Source organism: Haloprofundus halophilus, assembly GCF_003439925.1.
Classification (GTDB): Archaea; Halobacteriota; Halobacteria; order Halobacteriales; family Haloferacaceae; genus Haloprofundus; species Haloprofundus halophilus.
In genome coordinates, this window is sequence record NZ_QQRR01000003.1 from 134,925 (window position 1) to 149,647 (window position 14,723).

17 protein-coding genes and 1 riboswitch are annotated in these 14,723 nt (G+C 65.3%); of the genes, 9 read left to right on the forward strand and 8 right to left on the reverse strand.

All coding sequences use genetic code 11. The features are described 5' to 3' along the window. The first annotated feature begins 150 nt into the window (after nucleotides 1-150). The 7 genes from DV709_RS16130 (at nucleotide 151) to DV709_RS16160 (ending at nucleotide 5,618) form a co-directional block, all read left to right on the forward strand. Nucleotides 151-1,269 (forward strand): MBL fold metallo-hydrolase, encoded by a 1,119-nt coding sequence (locus DV709_RS16130; protein WP_117595467.1) that lies wholly within the window; start codon nucleotides 151-153, stop codon nucleotides 1,267-1,269. Nucleotides 1,270-1,441: 172 nt separating this feature from the next. Continuing rightward, a complete protein-coding gene (locus DV709_RS16135; RefSeq protein WP_117595468.1) occupies nucleotides 1,442-2,179 on the forward strand; it encodes a DsbA family protein in 738 nt (245 codons plus the stop codon). Beyond that, complete coding sequence (locus DV709_RS16140; protein WP_117595469.1) at nucleotides 2,176-2,742, forward strand: hypothetical protein; 567 nt, start codon at nucleotides 2,176-2,178, stop codon at nucleotides 2,740-2,742. The genes DV709_RS16135 and DV709_RS16140 overlap by 4 nt, the downstream gene beginning before the upstream one ends. Continuing rightward, entirely contained in the window at nucleotides 2,739-3,155 is a 417-nt protein-coding gene (locus tag DV709_RS16145; protein ID WP_117595627.1) for a hypothetical protein, read from the forward strand. Before DV709_RS16140 ends, DV709_RS16145 begins: the two co-directional genes overlap by 4 nt. A 186-nt stretch (nucleotides 3,156-3,341) precedes the next feature. Then, nucleotides 3,342-3,410, forward strand: a riboswitch (Fluoride riboswitch). A gap of 9 nt (nucleotides 3,411-3,419) precedes the next feature. After that, entirely contained in the window at nucleotides 3,420-3,815 is a 396-nt protein-coding gene (locus DV709_RS16150) for a CrcB family protein (RefSeq protein WP_117595470.1), read from the forward strand. Beyond that, entirely contained in the window at nucleotides 3,812-4,174 is a 363-nt protein-coding gene (gene crcB / locus DV709_RS16155; RefSeq protein ID WP_117595628.1) for a fluoride efflux transporter CrcB, read from the forward strand. The genes DV709_RS16150 and crcB overlap by 4 nt, the downstream gene beginning before the upstream one ends. A 97-nt stretch (nucleotides 4,175-4,271) precedes the next feature. Then, nucleotides 4,272-5,618, forward strand: a complete 1,347-nt coding sequence (locus DV709_RS16160) for a cytochrome P450 (RefSeq protein ID WP_117595471.1) — start codon at nucleotides 4,272-4,274, stop codon at nucleotides 5,616-5,618. Nucleotides 5,619-5,726: 108 nt separating this feature from the next. Here the strand turns inward: DV709_RS16160 and DV709_RS16165 are convergent, their stop codons facing one another. Further along, nucleotides 5,727-5,915 carry a DUF4177 domain-containing protein gene (locus DV709_RS16165; RefSeq protein ID WP_117595472.1) on the reverse strand — a complete coding sequence of 63 codons (189 nt, stop codon included), beginning with the start codon at nucleotides 5,913-5,915 and terminating at the stop codon, nucleotides 5,727-5,729. Between the two features lie 90 nt (nucleotides 5,916-6,005). Continuing rightward, nucleotides 6,006-6,404 (reverse strand): hypothetical protein, encoded by a 399-nt coding sequence (locus DV709_RS16170; RefSeq protein ID WP_117595473.1) that lies wholly within the window; start codon nucleotides 6,402-6,404, stop codon nucleotides 6,006-6,008. Nucleotides 6,405-6,722: 318 nt separating this feature from the next. Here DV709_RS16170 and DV709_RS16175 point away from each other — a divergent pair, with 318 nt between their 5' ends. Further along, nucleotides 6,723-7,796 (forward strand): hypothetical protein, encoded by a 1,074-nt coding sequence (locus tag DV709_RS16175; protein WP_117595474.1) that lies wholly within the window; start codon nucleotides 6,723-6,725, stop codon nucleotides 7,794-7,796. 56 nt (nucleotides 7,797-7,852) lie between these two features. Here DV709_RS16175 and DV709_RS16180 read toward each other — a convergent pair whose 3' ends face one another. The 6 genes from DV709_RS16180 to DV709_RS16205 form a co-directional block, all read right to left on the reverse strand. Further along, on the reverse strand, nucleotides 7,853-9,010 hold the full coding sequence (locus DV709_RS16180) for an MFS transporter (protein WP_117595475.1): 1,158 nt from the start codon (nucleotides 9,008-9,010) through the stop codon (nucleotides 7,853-7,855). A 106-nt stretch (nucleotides 9,011-9,116) separates the two neighbouring features. Next, entirely contained in the window at nucleotides 9,117-9,413 is a 297-nt protein-coding gene (locus DV709_RS16185) for a DUF3006 domain-containing protein (RefSeq protein WP_117595476.1), read from the reverse strand. Beyond that, a complete protein-coding gene (locus DV709_RS16190) occupies nucleotides 9,413-10,960 on the reverse strand; it encodes a lamin tail domain-containing protein (RefSeq protein WP_117595477.1) in 1,548 nt (515 codons plus the stop codon). The genes DV709_RS16185 and DV709_RS16190 overlap by 1 nt, the downstream gene beginning before the upstream one ends. A 140-nt stretch (nucleotides 10,961-11,100) precedes the next feature. Continuing rightward, on the reverse strand, nucleotides 11,101-11,784 hold the full coding sequence (locus DV709_RS16195; protein WP_117595478.1) for a haloacid dehalogenase type II: 684 nt from the start codon (nucleotides 11,782-11,784) through the stop codon (nucleotides 11,101-11,103). Between the two features lie 143 nt (nucleotides 11,785-11,927). After that, the gene (locus DV709_RS16200; RefSeq protein WP_117595479.1) at nucleotides 11,928-12,224 is read right to left on the reverse strand and encodes a DUF7521 family protein; all 297 of its coding nucleotides are present in this window, start codon (nucleotides 12,222-12,224) and stop codon (nucleotides 11,928-11,930) included. Continuing rightward, on the reverse strand, nucleotides 12,224-12,610 hold the full coding sequence (locus tag DV709_RS16205) for a winged helix-turn-helix domain-containing protein (RefSeq protein WP_232819776.1): 387 nt from the start codon (nucleotides 12,608-12,610) through the stop codon (nucleotides 12,224-12,226). The genes DV709_RS16200 and DV709_RS16205 overlap by 1 nt, the downstream gene beginning before the upstream one ends. A gap of 331 nt (nucleotides 12,611-12,941) precedes the next feature. On the opposite strand from DV709_RS16205, the gene DV709_RS16210 reads away from it, so the two are divergent. After that, nucleotides 12,942-14,678 carry a carbamoyltransferase family protein gene (locus DV709_RS16210; RefSeq protein WP_117595480.1) on the forward strand — a complete coding sequence of 579 codons (1,737 nt, stop codon included), beginning with the start codon at nucleotides 12,942-12,944 and terminating at the stop codon, nucleotides 14,676-14,678. Nucleotides 14,679-14,723 lie beyond the last annotated feature (45 nt).

Consider the following 14,723-nt stretch of genomic DNA (forward strand, 5'->3'; position numbering starts at 1 on the left):
TCTCGCGGCTCGAACCGAGATTCCGAACCGCTCCCACAACCGTATCGCCGTCCGTGTACCTGACGGAGTACGAACCGGCCGAATACATCAGTCGAGCGACCGATATCACCAACGCATTTAACTGGGTTCGCCTTCATAGTTGTGGATGTAATGAGCAATACTGGATACGAACCGTCGACGGTCGCCCAGCGAGTGGCGGACGACGAGTCGGACCCGTTCGTCCTCGACGTTCGACGAGAGGAGGAGTACGACGAGTGGCAAATTCCCGGGAGCACCAACCTGCCCATCTACGACGAACTCCTCGACTACGACTACTCGACCCTCGAGGCGCACCTCGACGACCTCCCCGAAGACGAGGAGATAATCGTCGTCTGTATCGCTGGCGTCACGTCCGCGCGCGCCGCTGACTTCCTGCGCGAACACGGGTACGACGCCGAATCCGTCGACGACGGCATGAACGGTTGGGGCCGCGTCCACCGTCAGTACGAACTCGACATCGACGGCGTCGTTCAGATCGTCCGCCCCGGAACCGGCTGCGTCTCCTACCTCGTCCACGACGGCGACGAAGCCGTCGTCGTCGACCCGACGCAGTACGTCGAGGAGTATCTCGCCGCCGCCGAGGAACGCGACTTGGAAATCGTCGGCGTCACCGACACCCACGCCCACGCCGACCACGTCTCGGGAGCGCGACGCCTCGCGGGCGAACTCGACGTCCCCTACTACCTCCACCGCGAGGACGTCGCCGACCTCGACCGCGTGACCGAACTCGCGGACGGGGACGCCATCGAAGTCGGCTCCCGCGAACTCGACGTGCGCCACACGCCCGGTCACACGCCCGGAAGCGTCTCCTTCGAGTACGGCGACGCCCTCCTCTCGGGGGACACGCTGTTCCTCCGGAGCGTCGGTCGACCCGACCTCGAAGATAGCTCCGAAGACGCTGTCCGTACGGCCGCGAGTCGGCTGTTCGACAGCCTCGACGACCTGACCGACCTCGACGACGGAACGGTCGTCCTCCCCGGCCACTTCAGCGACGAGGAGGTCCGTCCCCTCGCGACGGAACTCGGAGAGCTCCGCGCGGAGTCGACGAACGAGCTCTTGAGCTACGTCGAAGACGGCGACGAGGAGGCGTTCGTCGAGACCATCGTCGAGAGCCTCGCGGACGAACCCGCGAACTACAACGAAATCAAGCAGATCAACTGGGGGAAGGAACAGCCCGGCGACGACGTCGAGGAACTCGAACTCGGGCCGAACAACTGCGCGGCCAACTGAAGACCGAGAAGTCCGATGTCGTACGCGTACGGTACACGGCAAAACGGGTCACAGTTCGCGCTGCAACTGCTCGCCGTCTTCGCAATCGCGTCCACCATCGGTGCCGCGCGACCGACTCCTCTCGGTCGTGAGCCGAAAACACCTTCAGATAGCTCCATATTAGTGTATAGTCATGGACTCTGAGGACAATATTACCCGGCGACGCGCCCTCGTCGCCGGCGGAGCCACGGTCGCGTTCGGCGGCGGTGTCGCGTATCTCGCGACCCGTTCGGGTTCGGGCGGCCGAGAGTACGTTCCGTCGTCGTTCGCGACGAACGATTCGACGACCGGGTACGGCGTCGAACTCGCCGGGCGTCCGGTTGCGGGCGACTCCGACGCTCAGGTCGACATCTACTACTGGACCGACTACCTCTGTCCGTTCTGCAAACGATTCGAGACGGAGACGCTCCCCAAAATCGGTGCGAACTACATCGACGACGGGACGGTGAGGCTCGTCTCGCTTCTGTACCCGAACATCGGCGAGTACTCGATGCCGGCGGCGGTCTGGAGTCGCTGCGTCTGGCGGCAGGTCGCCGACGACGACCCGAGCGTCTTCTGGAACTGGCACGGCGCCGCGTTCGAGGCGCAGTCGGAGTCCGGAGACGACTGGGCGAACGAGGAGACGTTCGACCGCATCACCAGACAGACGGATGGCGTCTCGGTCGACGCCGTCCGCGACTGCCGCGAGACGCGCAGCGACGCGATGCGCGAGACGGTCAGCGTCGACGTCGACACCGCCCGGTCCTCGGACATCCAGGGGACACCGGGCTTCGTCCTCTACAACCGGAAGTCGGACACGGCGGGAAAGATGGTCGGTGCTCACCCGTACGAGACGTTCTCGAAGGCGATAGACCGAGTACGAGACGCATGAACGACTACCGAACTGCCGTCGGCGACTGGTTCCGTCGGTTTCGGCGCGCGCTCGCGTACCCGCTCACTTCGTACGCGCGACTGCTGACCGCCGCCGTCGCGACCGGCGCCACCTACGTCGTACTGGTCTTGAGCACGTTCCCGCAGTTTTCGCTCCAGATACTCGCAAATTCGCCGTCGAGGCTCGTCTACGCGGTGGTCGCGCTGACGCGAGAGAGCTACCTGAGTGCGGGGGGAGTCGGTATCAGTCTCCTCGTCGCGTACGCGCTCTTGACCGGCATCGCGGTGACCAACGCCGTCGCGCTCGTCCGGCGGGCGCGTCGCGCGAGCGTCGAAACGCTCGCCGGGGTCGTTCCTGGACTGCTCGCCGCCGGCTGTGCGACCTGCGGCGCGGGCGTTCTCGGCGCGCTCGGGTTCGTCGGAGCGATGGCCGTCCTCCCGTTCGACGGGAATCTCCTCAGAGTCGAGGGAATACTGCTGTTGGCGTTCTTCCTCGGGCGAGCGGGCGACCCTCGGACGTGCTCGATATCGTCGACGGCTCGCGGCGAGGCGGGAGTCGAATGACGGCCTTGACTCGACGCCGAGTCGCCACGAGTATCGGCGTCGCCGTCGGTGCCTTCCTGTTGTTCGGCGCCGTCACCGGTCTCTTACCGAACCCAGTCTACGTCAGGATGGTCCCGAGTACGCCGCTGGACTACCTCTTCCTGCTCACGACCGCCGTCTTCGCGGGTGCGTTCGTCTACCAGCGAGCCACCATCGAGGAACCCGTCGGCGACCGAGTCGCCGGCGGCGGACTCGTGGTCGGGTTTCTGGCGTTCGGCTGCCCGGTCTGCAACGTCGTACTGCTCACGCTGTTCGGTTCGTCCACGCTCATGACGTTCTTCGACCCGCTGCGTCCGGTACTCGGCGCCGCGAGTGTCGTCCTCCTCGGTGGACTCCTCTACTACCGGCGAAGAACTACCTGCGGGGCCTGTTGAGACGGCAGAAGGGCCCGAGGCCAATGCGGGATTGTCCCACCAGCGCAAGACCCTCTCGCTCTCGCGGCCGGCGTCGGCACCGCCGCATTCGCCGCGAAGCAGGTCACAGACCGTGACCATCGAACCGCCGCTGGCGGGGGTTCGGTGCTCCAGTAGCTATTTATCACCCCGAACGAGATTCGTGTCCACACCTCGGGCGATGGAGTCTGCCCGACCCAACCGCCGACCGCGTCGGCCGACGACTCCTCCTCGCCAGCGTCGTCCATGTCAGAGACTACTCGCCATCCGCTCGTCCGACTCGAATCGCTCGCACTCGTCGCAATCGGGGGGTTCGCCGGGTCGAACCTCCGGTACTTCGCCGACCTCGTCCTCCCTGGTCTGGTCGGGACGCTCGTCGTCAACGCCGTCGGCAGCGCGGTTCTCGGGTTTGTTCTCTACGAGAAACTGTATTCGGGCATCTTGACGAAGGAGACTCGCACCGTCGTCTCGACGGGCTTTCTCTCCTCGTTCACCACCTACAGCACGTTCGCGCTCCAGTCGGCGCAGGCCCCGCCGCTGTGGCTCGTCGCGAACGTCGTCGCCAACTACGCGCTCGGGTTCGCCGGTGTGCTCGTCGGGCGGCGGACCGCTCGGGTCGTCGACCGGCGGTGGTCGCGTTGATCGAGTTCGACCCCGCACACGTCGTCGGTACCGGCGGAGCCGTCGGCGCGCTCCTCCGACAGTACGTCGGCCGCCTCGTGGAGTCAGACGAGTTCCCGCTGGGAACGCTCGCCGTGAACGTACTCGGAACGTTTCTTCTCGGATTCGTGACGTTTCTGGGCGTGGACTCGACGACGCTGCTGCTGCTCGGAACGGGCGTCTGCGGGTCGTTCACGACGTTCTCCTCGTTCTCCGTCCAGACCGTCCGGCTCTGGGAGACGGGTGACCGTCTCCGGGCGGTCGTAAACGCCGGTGCGAACCTGCTCGGTGCGGGGCTCGCACTCGGCGTCGCGTGGGGCCTCGCTCAAGTGCTCGTCTGAACGTCTTTCGGCTACACTCGTTTCGAACAGTAAACTCCACCGGACTCTTTGGCAGTTGACAAAGACCGAAGAGGTTCGCGCGCAGAGAGACGAATAGATGACCTCCGACCTCCGACCTACGACCGACGAACATCCGCCCGGCCCCGACGGGCTACCGCTCCTCGGGTCGGCCATCGCGTCGATTCGGGGTGGGCTGGCGTTCAGCGAGCGAATGGCGCGCGAGTACGGCGACGTCGTCCACTGGGAAGACCCCGCCGGGCACGTCTATCAACTCAACCACCCCGACGACATCGAGCGCGTCCTCGTCCACAACAACCAGAACTACGAGAAGGGCGACGAGTTTCAGAAGGTTCTGGGGCCGCTGACGGGCAACGGAATCCTGAACAGCGAAGGCGAGGAGTGGCGACGGAACCGCCGGCTGGTCCAACCGTCGTTTCACCCCGACCGGATTCAGGTTTACTCGGAGATGATGACCGACCTCACCGGGAACGTGCTCGACGAGTGGGAAGACGGCGAGGCGTACTCGATTCACGAGGAGATGATGGAGCTGACGCTTCGAATCGTCACGAAGGCGCTGTTCGGCGTCGATATCGACGAGTACGTCGACGAGGTCGAAGCGGCTATCGAGGCGTTTCTCCCCGCGACGACCAGTCTGCCGAACGTGCTACTCCCGGAGGACGTACCGCTTCCCTCGCGTCGGCGGATGGCGAACGCCCGCGACACGCTCGACCGCGTCGTCGACGACATCATCCAGCAGAAGAAGGGGAGTCCCGGCGACCACGACGTGGTCTCGATGCTTCTGGCGGCGCGCGACGAGGACGGGGAGCCACTTTCGGAGAGACAGATTCGAGACGAGGCTATCACGCTTCTCGCCGCCGGCCACGAGACGACCGCCGTGTCGATGACGTACACCGCGTTCTTGCTCTCACAGCACCCACAGATCGAGGCGAAACTCGTCGCGGAACTCGATCGCGTACTCGGCGGCGACCTCCCGACGATGGCCGACCTGCCGGAACTGACCTACACCGAGCGGATAGTCAAAGAGTCGATGCGGTTGTACCCGCCGGTTCCCCGTATCGTCCGCGAGTCCGTCGACGCCGACGTTCTCGGCGGCTACCGCATCCCCCCGCGGTCGAAGATCATGCTGAACCAGTGGGTCGTCCATCGCGACGCCCGGTGGTACGACGACCCGCTCGCGTTCGACCCGGAGCGGTGGACCGACGAGTTCGAGCGGTCGTTGCCGCGACTGGCCTACTTCCCGTTCGCCGCCGGACCGCGGCGCTGTATCGGCGACCGATTCGCGATGCTGGAGGCTCGCCTGATTCTCGCGATGATGTACCAGCGGTTCCATCTCGAACTCGTCTCCGACCGGAGCATCGAGGTCATCCCGACGGTGACCTCTCGTCCGAAGGAAGATATCGTCGTAACGGTTCACGAGCGGTGATGGACGGCGAAAACCGTAGCTTCGCCGCCGTTAATTCGGCGGCTTCGTGATGTTCACGTGTTGTGTTCATTAGGTTCATTCACCGAGTTCAACGCGAGCCGGAGCCGCTCACTCGACGGGTCGTTCGAGGATGAGGTACTTCGTGCCGCCGCCGACGTACTCGACCGTCTCGACGAGTCGCCAACCGTCGGCCGCGTACTCGTTCAACTCCTCTTTCGGGTCGGATGACTCCTTCTTCGTCGCTCCGCGCGGGACGCGGAGACTCTCGTACTCGAAGCGGGCGTCGTCTCGGCTCATGTGACGTAGATTGTACGCGGACGCTCCTAAAGCTGAGCGTCGCTCCGCGCGGAACCGAATCTGGGCACCGAGAGATTGAGAGTCGGGCGGTTACGGGTACGTCGAACCGCCGATAGTCACGTTCTGTCTGGCGACGACGGTTCCGTTGACGGTGTTGACGGCGTAGATCTGTGCGGTCTGACCGGTCGGTAGTACGACCGAGACGTCCGTCTGTCCGGTGTCGACCGTCGTCGTATAGAACGATTTACCGCTCTCGGAGATAACGCTCACCTTCGTGACGCCGCGCTGAGTCGTCGCCTCGGACGTCAACGTCACTGACGCGTCTACCGACGCCGTTCCCCAGCGGTCGGTCGTCGAGACGTTCTCGAAGACGGTGGCGTCGCTCGTCTGGAGGCTCACCGTCGGCTGGACGGTGAGACAGCCGCTGCAGGCCAGAAGCACTACGGTGAAAACTGCGAGTTTTCGGGGCCACGCTGTCGGACGTTCCATATCCACGTTTACCTCGGGAGTGGTTATTACTTCGAGGGCTCGTACTACTCCGTCGCCCGACGCGAGTTTCTCGCACCTGAAACTTTCGGACGCAAACTCAAGTGGACGGCCGTTGTCGATACCGTACCTACAGATGAACGAAACAGGAACACGCCGTTCGGAGGCCGAGTGCCGGCTCTCTCTCGTCGGCCCGTCGGACAGTTCGATGCCGAGTTCACGTACGAGTCCGGACGCTCCCGCGTCCACCAAAGAGCACGTACGGGCGGGTGTTTCGCGCCGCGCAACGGCAGATTCGAACGCGCCACGTCCACCAGTTCGATGAGCGACGAGAGCTCTGACACCATCGACACGCGGGAGGAAGACCCGAACGTCGACCTCACCGCCGACGAGGACATCAGCACCGCGAACACGATGCGCCAGCGCAGCGGTGAGACGAAGATCAAGACGTGGTTCATGCTCGAGGGCTCCCGTCTCGTCGTCACGGGGCTGCTCGCCATGCTGATACTCGGCGTGTTCGTGTTCGGAGGGACGTTCTTCTACCAGTACTTCCTGATCGACGCGCAGAGCGCCGACACCGTCGAGACGGTGTTCTCGACGATGATCAGTGCGATCATCACCGGCGTCACGCTGGTGTTGACCATCTCGCAGATCGTCATCTCCCAGGAGAACGGCCCGCTCGGCGACCAGCGTCAGCGTATGAGCAACACGATGGACTTCCGCGAGTACACCGAGGAGATGATCGGCTCGCCGACGCCCGCGGACCCGTCTGCGTTCCTTCGCGCACTCATCCTCGAGAGCAGAGAGCACGCCGAACAACTCCGCGACGAGGTCGCCGACACCGACGACGACGAACTCCGCAACGAAGTCGACGAGTTCACGACCAGCCTCATCGGCAACGCCGACGCCGCGGCGGACAAACTCGAAGGCCGCTCGTTCGGCTCGTACACCGTCGTCTCGGCGGCGCTCGACTACAACTACGGCTGGAAAATCTTCCAGGTGGAGCGTCTCGCGGACGGCTACGTCGACACGCTCTCGGCGGAGGCGATGTCGATTCTCGACGAACTGAAGACGTCGCTGTCGATGTTCGGACCGGCCCGCGAACACATCAAGACGCTGTACTTCGAGTGGGAACTCATCAGCCTCTCGCAGAACATCCTCTACCTCTCGGTCCCGGCGCTCATCGTCGCCGGGTTCACGACGACGTATCTGGGCGGGAACGCGCTCACCGGCGGGACGCTCGGCGTCCCGAATCTCATCTGGTGGGCGTCGATCGCGTTCGCGATCACGTCGCTGCCGTTCCTCCTGCTCATCTCGTACATCGCCCGCATCGCGACCATCGCCAAGCGGACGCTCGCAATCGGTCCGTTCATCCTCCGGGACTCACAGCGCTGACCGACGGCTCCGACCGTCGGCGTCGCACCGCCGAGGCTCCGTTTTCGGCCCTTCGACTAACTCGGCAGCCGTCCCGCGCGCTCGAACACGACGAGAACGAGAATACTGAGCCCGAGTGCGACCGCGGCGTTCGCGAACACGGTGTCGTACGTGTATCCCTGCTCGACGAGCGTCCCGACCGCGGACGAACCGAGCGCTTGCGTCAGCATCCAGACCGAACTGAACACGGCGTAGGCACTCCCCCGGGTGGAGTCCGGGAGCGTATCGAGGAGGTACGTGTCCACCGCCGGAAACACGGCGTGAGCGACGAACCCGAGCAGGCAGGTGACGACGCCCACGACCAGCAGCCCCTCGACCATCGTCAACAGGTACACGCAGGCGGCGAACACGCCGACCACGCCGAGCAGATACGGGATCTGCGGGAGTCGGTCGGCCAGGTCGCCGCCGACGTAGAACGCCGGAACGCCGGCGGCGAAGACGACGGCCAACATCGCCCCAGCCGCCTGGTCGGAGAGCCCCTTCGACTGCATGTACAGCTCGTAGAAGTTGAACAGCCCCTGCCAGACGAACACCGCCGCCCCGACGATTGCGAGCGAGGTGACGATGATACGCCACTCGGAGAGCGCGCCGGCGACGAAGTCGCGGTCCGCTTGCCCCGCCGTCGGCATGTCGATTCGACTCGCCGCGAGCCACGTGTAGGCGGTCACCACGGCGGCGCCGACGGCGATCGCCCACAGCGAGAGCCGCCAGTCGACGAGCAACGTCAGCGCGACGAGCGGGGCGGCTATCACCGCCGCGATCTGGCTCGCCACGCCGTGGATGCCGATGACGCGACCGACCCGCTGCGGGTACAACTCGCTCAAGAGGGGGTTCGCCGAGACGAAGTAGACGCCGGAGGCGATGCCCATCAGAAACGCGCCGGCCATGAGATGCGGAACCGTCGTCGCGGTGGCCGCGAACCCCGACGAGAGCGCGAGAATGACGCCGGAGACGACGACGACGTGGTGGCGCGGGACCTTGGTCAGCAGCCAGCCGGTCGGCAGTCGGAGCGACGCGCTCCCGACCCACGCGAGCGTGACGATGAGGCCGGCGGTCCCCTCTCCGATGGAAAACTCGGCGATGAACACGTCCAGAAGCGGTGCGAAGACGATTCTGGCGAGATTCAGCAGAAAGACGAGGCCACACAGAGAGCCGAAGAGACGAGCGCGAGACACGGGTCGTGGTTTTCCGTAGGGTGCCTCAAACGTTCCGTTTCCGGAAGTTCTGCGCTAACGATTCGCGCGACTCGTTTCTCCGTCGATTCCGCTCTCGTCGTTGGGCTCACAACTCGTCGGACGCTTCGTCGGATTCCTCGTCGGGCAAGGACCGGGAGAGTCGGTCGAAGCGGTCCTGCGCGGACTGGCGACGCTCGGCGGTCATCTCGGGGTCGTACCGGAGCTCGACGCGCGTCTCGTCGGGGCGAGCGAGCGAGAGAATCGCGTCCTGGTGCTGGCCATCGGTCGGCAGCATCGCCGTCGGCAACACGAGTTCGTCGACGAGTTCGCCGTCCTCTTCGACCAACAACACGGCGTCGTCTCCCTCGAAGCGGTCGACGACGAGTAGGGTAGAGTCGTCCATCAGTAACGCTCCTCCAACACTACCGTCCCGGCGTCGTCGCTTACGCGTATCGTATCGCCGCCGTTGTTCCAGACGGCGCTGCCGGACCCCCAGTACAGCTCGGAGTCGGTGTCGCTGCCATCGCCCGTGTAGAGCGTCACCCGCGCCCCCGGGGCGAGCGTGAATCCCGTCGGGAACGTGTACGCGTGACCGGCCTCGTCCTCGACGGTCCAGCCGGTGAGGTCGAGCGGTTCGTCGCCCGCGTTCTCGAAGACGAGATACTCGCCGTTCGTGTTCTCGTGGTCGTCACCGGGGGCGTCGGCCCGAATCGCCGCGAGCGATAGCTCGCCACCCGACGCCTCGTCGTCGGGGGCTGTCGTCTCCGTCGGCGCCGACTCCTCGGCCGAGTCGGGTGAGTCCGACGCACCAGTCGAGTCGGGCGAGTCGGAACCGTCGGACGACGCCCCCGGCGTCGCCGGCGTGTTCACCCCACCGTCCGTGGCGACGAGCGTCGACGCGGCCGAGACGCCGCCGGTGAGTGTCATCCGTTCGACGACCGGGTCGGTGGCCCCGGGTTCGACGGGGGGTGCAGTGCGCAACTCGGTCGCCGTCGTCGTCGCGTTTCGCTGCGTCGAAACCGTCAGATTACGCCCGTCGCTCGTGAGAACGGTGTTCCCGTGGACTGCGGTCCAGTAGGTCGGAATCGAGCGCTCGCCGAGACGTGCGAGCGTCTCCTCGTGCGGATGTCCGTACTGCGACTCGTAGGCGCTCGAGACGACCGCGACCCGCGGCGAACTCGCGTCGAGGAGCGCGTCGCCCGTGCTGGAGCCGCTCCCGTGGTGTCCCGCCTGGAGTACGGTCGCGTTGAGTCGTTCGCCGTACGTCTCGACGAGGTACTCCTCGCCGGCGGCTTCGGCGTCACCGGTGAGCAGGAACCGCTGTTCGCCGTGAGTCACCATCAGGACGACGCTGTTTTCGTTCCGTTCACCGCCCGCGAGCGGCTCCGAGGGCGGCGCGAGTACGGAGACGTTCGCGCCCGCGACCGGGAGCGTATCGTTCGAGGCGACTCGGTAGAGGGGGACATCGTACCGCTCGACCGCGTCGAGATACGCTTCGTACGTCCGCGAACTCGACGCGATACCCGGGTCGTAAACCGCGCCGACGCCGTCGGCTTGCGACTCGTAGTACTCGATGACGGCCGCGTGTCCGCCGATGTGGTCGGCGTCGGCGTGGGAGGTGACGAGGTGGTCTATCCGGGTGACGTTCCGCGACTGGAGATACGCGAGCACGTGGCGTCCGTCGTCGCGCCAGTCGCCCGAATCGATGAGCATCGTTTCGTTCTCCGGCGTGACGACGAGCGTACTCGTGGACTGTCCGACGTTGATGTAGTGGACCTCCAACGTCCCGTTCGCCGTCGACACGGCGGCCGTCTGCGTGGCCGCGGCGGCCGCCGCTGATGCCGATTCGGTTCGCGGCTCCGACGGCGCGACCGCCTGACCACCGACGCAACCCGACAGCACGACGAGAAGTACGACGACGAAGACGGTAGAGACACGCCGAGTGAACATACGTCTGACACGCGGCGACGGGAGAAAAATCGTGACAACGGTCCGCACGCTGTACACTCTCGGCTACGGACACGAACGGTCAGTCTGCTACCGAACACGGGCCTCGACTTATCGGGGAAGCGACGACCGGAACCGTCCGCTCAGACGCCGAGCGCGTCCGCCAACTCGAAGAATGTCTCGATGGTGAGGTCGGGTTCGCCGCCGAACGTCTCCCACGGCGAACCCTTCCGATCGACCCAGACGCTCTGCATCCCGGCGTGCTTTGCTCCCATAACGTCGAACCAGCCGGCGGTCACGTGGGCGATCTCGTCGATGGGCGTTCCGGTCCGGCCTGCGGCGTGTCTGTACAGGTCGGCGGCGGGTTTGAACGTCCGTATCTCGTCGGCGCTGACGGTGTCCTCCAAGAGGTCGCCGATGTCGGCGTGTTCGACCATCGACTCGAGCATCTCCGGGTCGCCGTTCGAGACGACGTAGCAGTCGTAGCCGCCGTCGCGCAGTCGCTCGATACCGTCTCTCACGTCGTCGAACACGTCCAGTTCGTGGTACACCGCGAGAATCTCGTCTCGCTCGTCTGTGCCGATATCGGCGTCGTGAGCGTCGAGTGCGTACTGCAGCGCGTCGCGGTTCATCTCGTAGAACGGCTGGTAGGCGTCGACCTGGTTGGCGACGAACGTGTATTCGAGCGACCGCGACCGCCAGAGCTTCGAGACCGGTTCCGGGTCGTCGACCCGCTCGGCCAACGCCTGCTCGGCGGCGTCCACGTCCACCAGCGTACTGTACGAGTCGAACGTCACCGTCGAGACCCGCTCGGCATCCAGCGTCATTCCGTGACAGTACGGGAGTGTTCGTCTTAGCTCTCCGGGGGACGTGCGCGGTGGCTATGTTCGGCGATGCCGTCGCGCTCGTATCGTTGCGCCCTGGACATCGGCGTTCACGCAGGGGAGTTCCGAGTCGACGAGGAGTCGGCTCAACGACTCTCCGCCGGCCGACCCGCCGCTGCGGGGACGAACAGCGAGACGAGAATCAGAAGCATTCCCGAGGCGAGAACCGAAGACTGGACCAGTCCGGAGAGGAACACGGAGAGTTCGAACACGTCGTAGCAGACGCTTTCGAGCACCGACCCCACGCTGAGGAGCGCGAAACCGCCGGCGACGAACAGCATCCGCCGGCTCTGCTCTCGCCGGGAGGCGCGAAAGCCCTGCACCGCGATGAGGAGTCCGAGGACGACGACTATGGCCTTCGCCACGAGCAGTTCCGACTGCATCAGTCGAATCCTCGTTGCATGCTGTCCCAGATGCCGCGGAACCGGTCGGGAGCGTCGTCGCGTCTGGCTACGTCGACGGCGAGCGACCCGTCGTCGAGGCTGACGTCGACCTGTTCGAGGTTCGCCTCGAACGTCTTGTAGTGGTTACCGTCCGGGCGGAGTTCGGTCCGCTCGCGGAGCAGCCGGTGCGCCAAGAGGTCCTCGATGCGGCGGTAGATTGTCGCCAGCGACGCGTCGCAGCGCTCTTCGAGCGTCTGTGCGGACAACGGCTGGCGGTCCGTTGCGGCGAGAATTGTCCGACTGACGTCGTCTCCGAGCAGTGCTAGTATCTCGCTTCCGCGTTGCTCGTTCCGCATCGTTCGCTCGTCGACTGCACTCGCGTACATATTCTTATGGACTCGCTAAGCCGTCTTTGCGTCAGTTCTCGTCGGGCGATGGGTGTTGTCTCGGTGCGATTCGGGCGTTCGTCGTTCGTCGTTCGTCGTTCGTCGTTCATCGTTCATCGTTCGTCGGGCGGGTCGTTCGCTCCGTCTGTCGGCTTCGCGTAGTCGCTCGCAGAGCCCACAGAAAAACTCGACAGCGCGTTCTCACTCGCTGTGAACGCGCCTGAACCCTTATCTCTCGGGAGCACTGCGTCTCGAGCGCAGACGGACACTCGAACCGTAGTTTCGACGGCCCCCGCCGTCGAGTTGGTCCGTTCGACTCACCCCCCGCACGATGACCAGATACACACTCTCGCTCAAGCCGGCTATCACGCTCTACGGGCAGCACGACCCCAGCGCCGCACTGTTCGAGGACGGTCGCCTCGTCTTCGCGGTCGAAGAGGAGCGATACACGAGGCGTAAACACGCGCCGAACACCTTCCCCGAGAACGCGATTCGGGCGTGTCTCGACCACGCGAACGTCGAACTCTCCGACGTCGAAACGGTCGTCCTCCCGTACGACCCCTCCCTGCGGCGGAACATCCTCCCGCACTACGTCCGCTCGGCGCTCCGCAGACCCGGCGTGCTCCGGAAAGTCGAAGCCGTCGAACAGATGCTCGTCAAAGAGACGCAGGCACAGCTGTACCCGGTACGGCGGGTGGAGTCGAGGCTCGCCGACATCGGGACGCCGGTGCCGCCGATAGAGACGAGGTCGCACCACGCCTGCCACGCCGCGAGCGCCTTCCACCCCTCGGGCTTCGACGAGGCCGTCGTCGTCACCGTCGACGCGAAAGGCGAGTACGACTCGACGGTCGTCTGGCACGCGACGCAGGAGGGGCTGACCCGCGTTCGGACGTACGACCACCCGAACAGCCTCGGGCTGTTCTACGCCGTCGTCACCGAGTACCTCGGCTACCACATGTTCAACGGCGAGGGGAAGGTGATGGGGCTCGCACCGTACGGCTCCGAGAACGCCGAGATCGAGTCCCGGCTCAGAGAGCTCGTCGACGTCGGCGTCGACTACGACGTGACGGCGCTCACCGGCGAGTGGGGGACCGACGCGGGCGTCTCCCGACTGGAGTCGCTTTTCGGCCGCGAGTGGCGCGACGAACCCGGCGAGTTCACGCAGTTCGAGAAGGACCTCGCCTACGCTACGCAGAAGCTCACCGAGGAGACGGTGCTGGACATCGCCGAGTCGTTCGCTCGCCGACTCGGCGTCGACGACGTCGCCCTCGCCGGCGGCGTCGCGCTCAACTGCAAACTGAACGGACGACTCGTCGCCTCCGACGTCGTCGACGACGTGTTCGTCCAACCGGTCGCCCACGACGCCGGACTGGCGCTCGGTGCGGGCTGGCTCGACGCCGACCCGGCGGACGTACCCGAACAGACGCACGTCTACTGGGGGCCGGAGTACTCGATGGACGAGATTCGGGCGCTCTTGGAGACGAACAAGCTCTCCTACGAGGAACCCGACGACCTCGAACGACACGTCGCACAGCGGCTCGCCGACGGCGCCCTCGTCGGCTGGTTTCAGGGCCGGACCGAACTCGGTCCGCGAGCGCTCGGCAACCGGAGCATCCTCGCGGACCCGCGAAGCGTCGACTCGCGGGACCGCGTCAATCGGTTCGTGAAACACCGCGAGGAGTGGCGACCGTTCGCCCCGTCGATGCTCGAATCTGCGGCCGACGACTACCTCCGCGCCGGCGGTCCCGCCCCGTACATGATCACGGCCGACGACGTCCACGACGACCGAGTCGACGAGGTTCCGGCGGTACTGCATCCGGCCGACGATACGACCAGACCCCAGACCGTCCGCGCCGACCAGAACCCCCGGTATCACCGGCTCATCAGCGAGTTCGAGCGGGTTACGGGCGTACCAGTGCTGCTCAACACCTCGTTCAACGACCACGCCGAACCCATCGTGAACACGCCGAAAGAGGCGCTGAAGGACTTCTACGGGATGGGTCTCGACGTGCTGGTGCTCGAAGACGCGGTGCTCTCGAAAGAGCCGTCGAGTGCGGACGGGACGTAGTCCGTTTCCGCCGTCGTTCCGTCACACTCTCGGGCCATCTCGCAG

What these genes read in the sequence shown, in the direction of transcription:
- DV709_RS16210 (WP_117595480.1), top strand. Translation starts at nt 12,942, where the DNA reads ATGACCAGATACACACTCTCGCTCAAGCCGGCTATCACGCTCTACGGG.
- DV709_RS16150 (WP_117595470.1), top strand. Translation starts at nt 3,420, where the DNA reads ATGTCAGAGACTACTCGCCATCCGCTCGTCCGACTCGAATCGCTCGCA.
- DV709_RS16140 (WP_117595469.1), top strand. Translation starts at nt 2,176, where the DNA reads ATGAACGACTACCGAACTGCCGTCGGCGACTGGTTCCGTCGGTTTCGG.
- DV709_RS16135 (WP_117595468.1), top strand. Translation starts at nt 1,442, where the DNA reads ATGGACTCTGAGGACAATATTACCCGGCGACGCGCCCTCGTCGCCGGC.
- DV709_RS16160 (WP_117595471.1), top strand. Translation starts at nt 4,272, where the DNA reads ATGACCTCCGACCTCCGACCTACGACCGACGAACATCCGCCCGGCCCC.
- DV709_RS16190 (WP_117595477.1), bottom strand. Translation starts at nt 10,960, where the DNA reads ATGTTCACTCGGCGTGTCTCTACCGTCTTCGTCGTCGTACTTCTCGTC.
- DV709_RS16165 (WP_117595472.1), bottom strand. Translation starts at nt 5,915, where the DNA reads ATGAGCCGAGACGACGCCCGCTTCGAGTACGAGAGTCTCCGCGTCCCG.
- DV709_RS16145 (WP_117595627.1), top strand. Translation starts at nt 2,739, where the DNA reads ATGACGGCCTTGACTCGACGCCGAGTCGCCACGAGTATCGGCGTCGCC.
- DV709_RS16195 (WP_117595478.1), bottom strand. Translation starts at nt 11,784, where the DNA reads ATGACGCTGGATGCCGAGCGGGTCTCGACGGTGACGTTCGACTCGTAC.
- DV709_RS16185 (WP_117595476.1), bottom strand. Translation starts at nt 9,413, where the DNA reads ATGGACGACTCTACCCTACTCGTCGTCGACCGCTTCGAGGGAGACGAC.
- DV709_RS16200 (WP_117595479.1), bottom strand. Translation starts at nt 12,224, where the DNA reads ATGCAGTCGGAACTGCTCGTGGCGAAGGCCATAGTCGTCGTCCTCGGA.
- DV709_RS16205 (WP_232819776.1), bottom strand. Translation starts at nt 12,610, where the DNA reads ATGTACGCGAGTGCAGTCGACGAGCGAACGATGCGGAACGAGCAACGC.
- DV709_RS16175 (WP_117595474.1), top strand. Translation starts at nt 6,723, where the DNA reads ATGAGCGACGAGAGCTCTGACACCATCGACACGCGGGAGGAAGACCCG.
- DV709_RS16130 (WP_117595467.1), top strand. Translation starts at nt 151, where the DNA reads ATGAGCAATACTGGATACGAACCGTCGACGGTCGCCCAGCGAGTGGCG.
- DV709_RS16170 (WP_117595473.1), bottom strand. Translation starts at nt 6,404, where the DNA reads ATGGAACGTCCGACAGCGTGGCCCCGAAAACTCGCAGTTTTCACCGTA.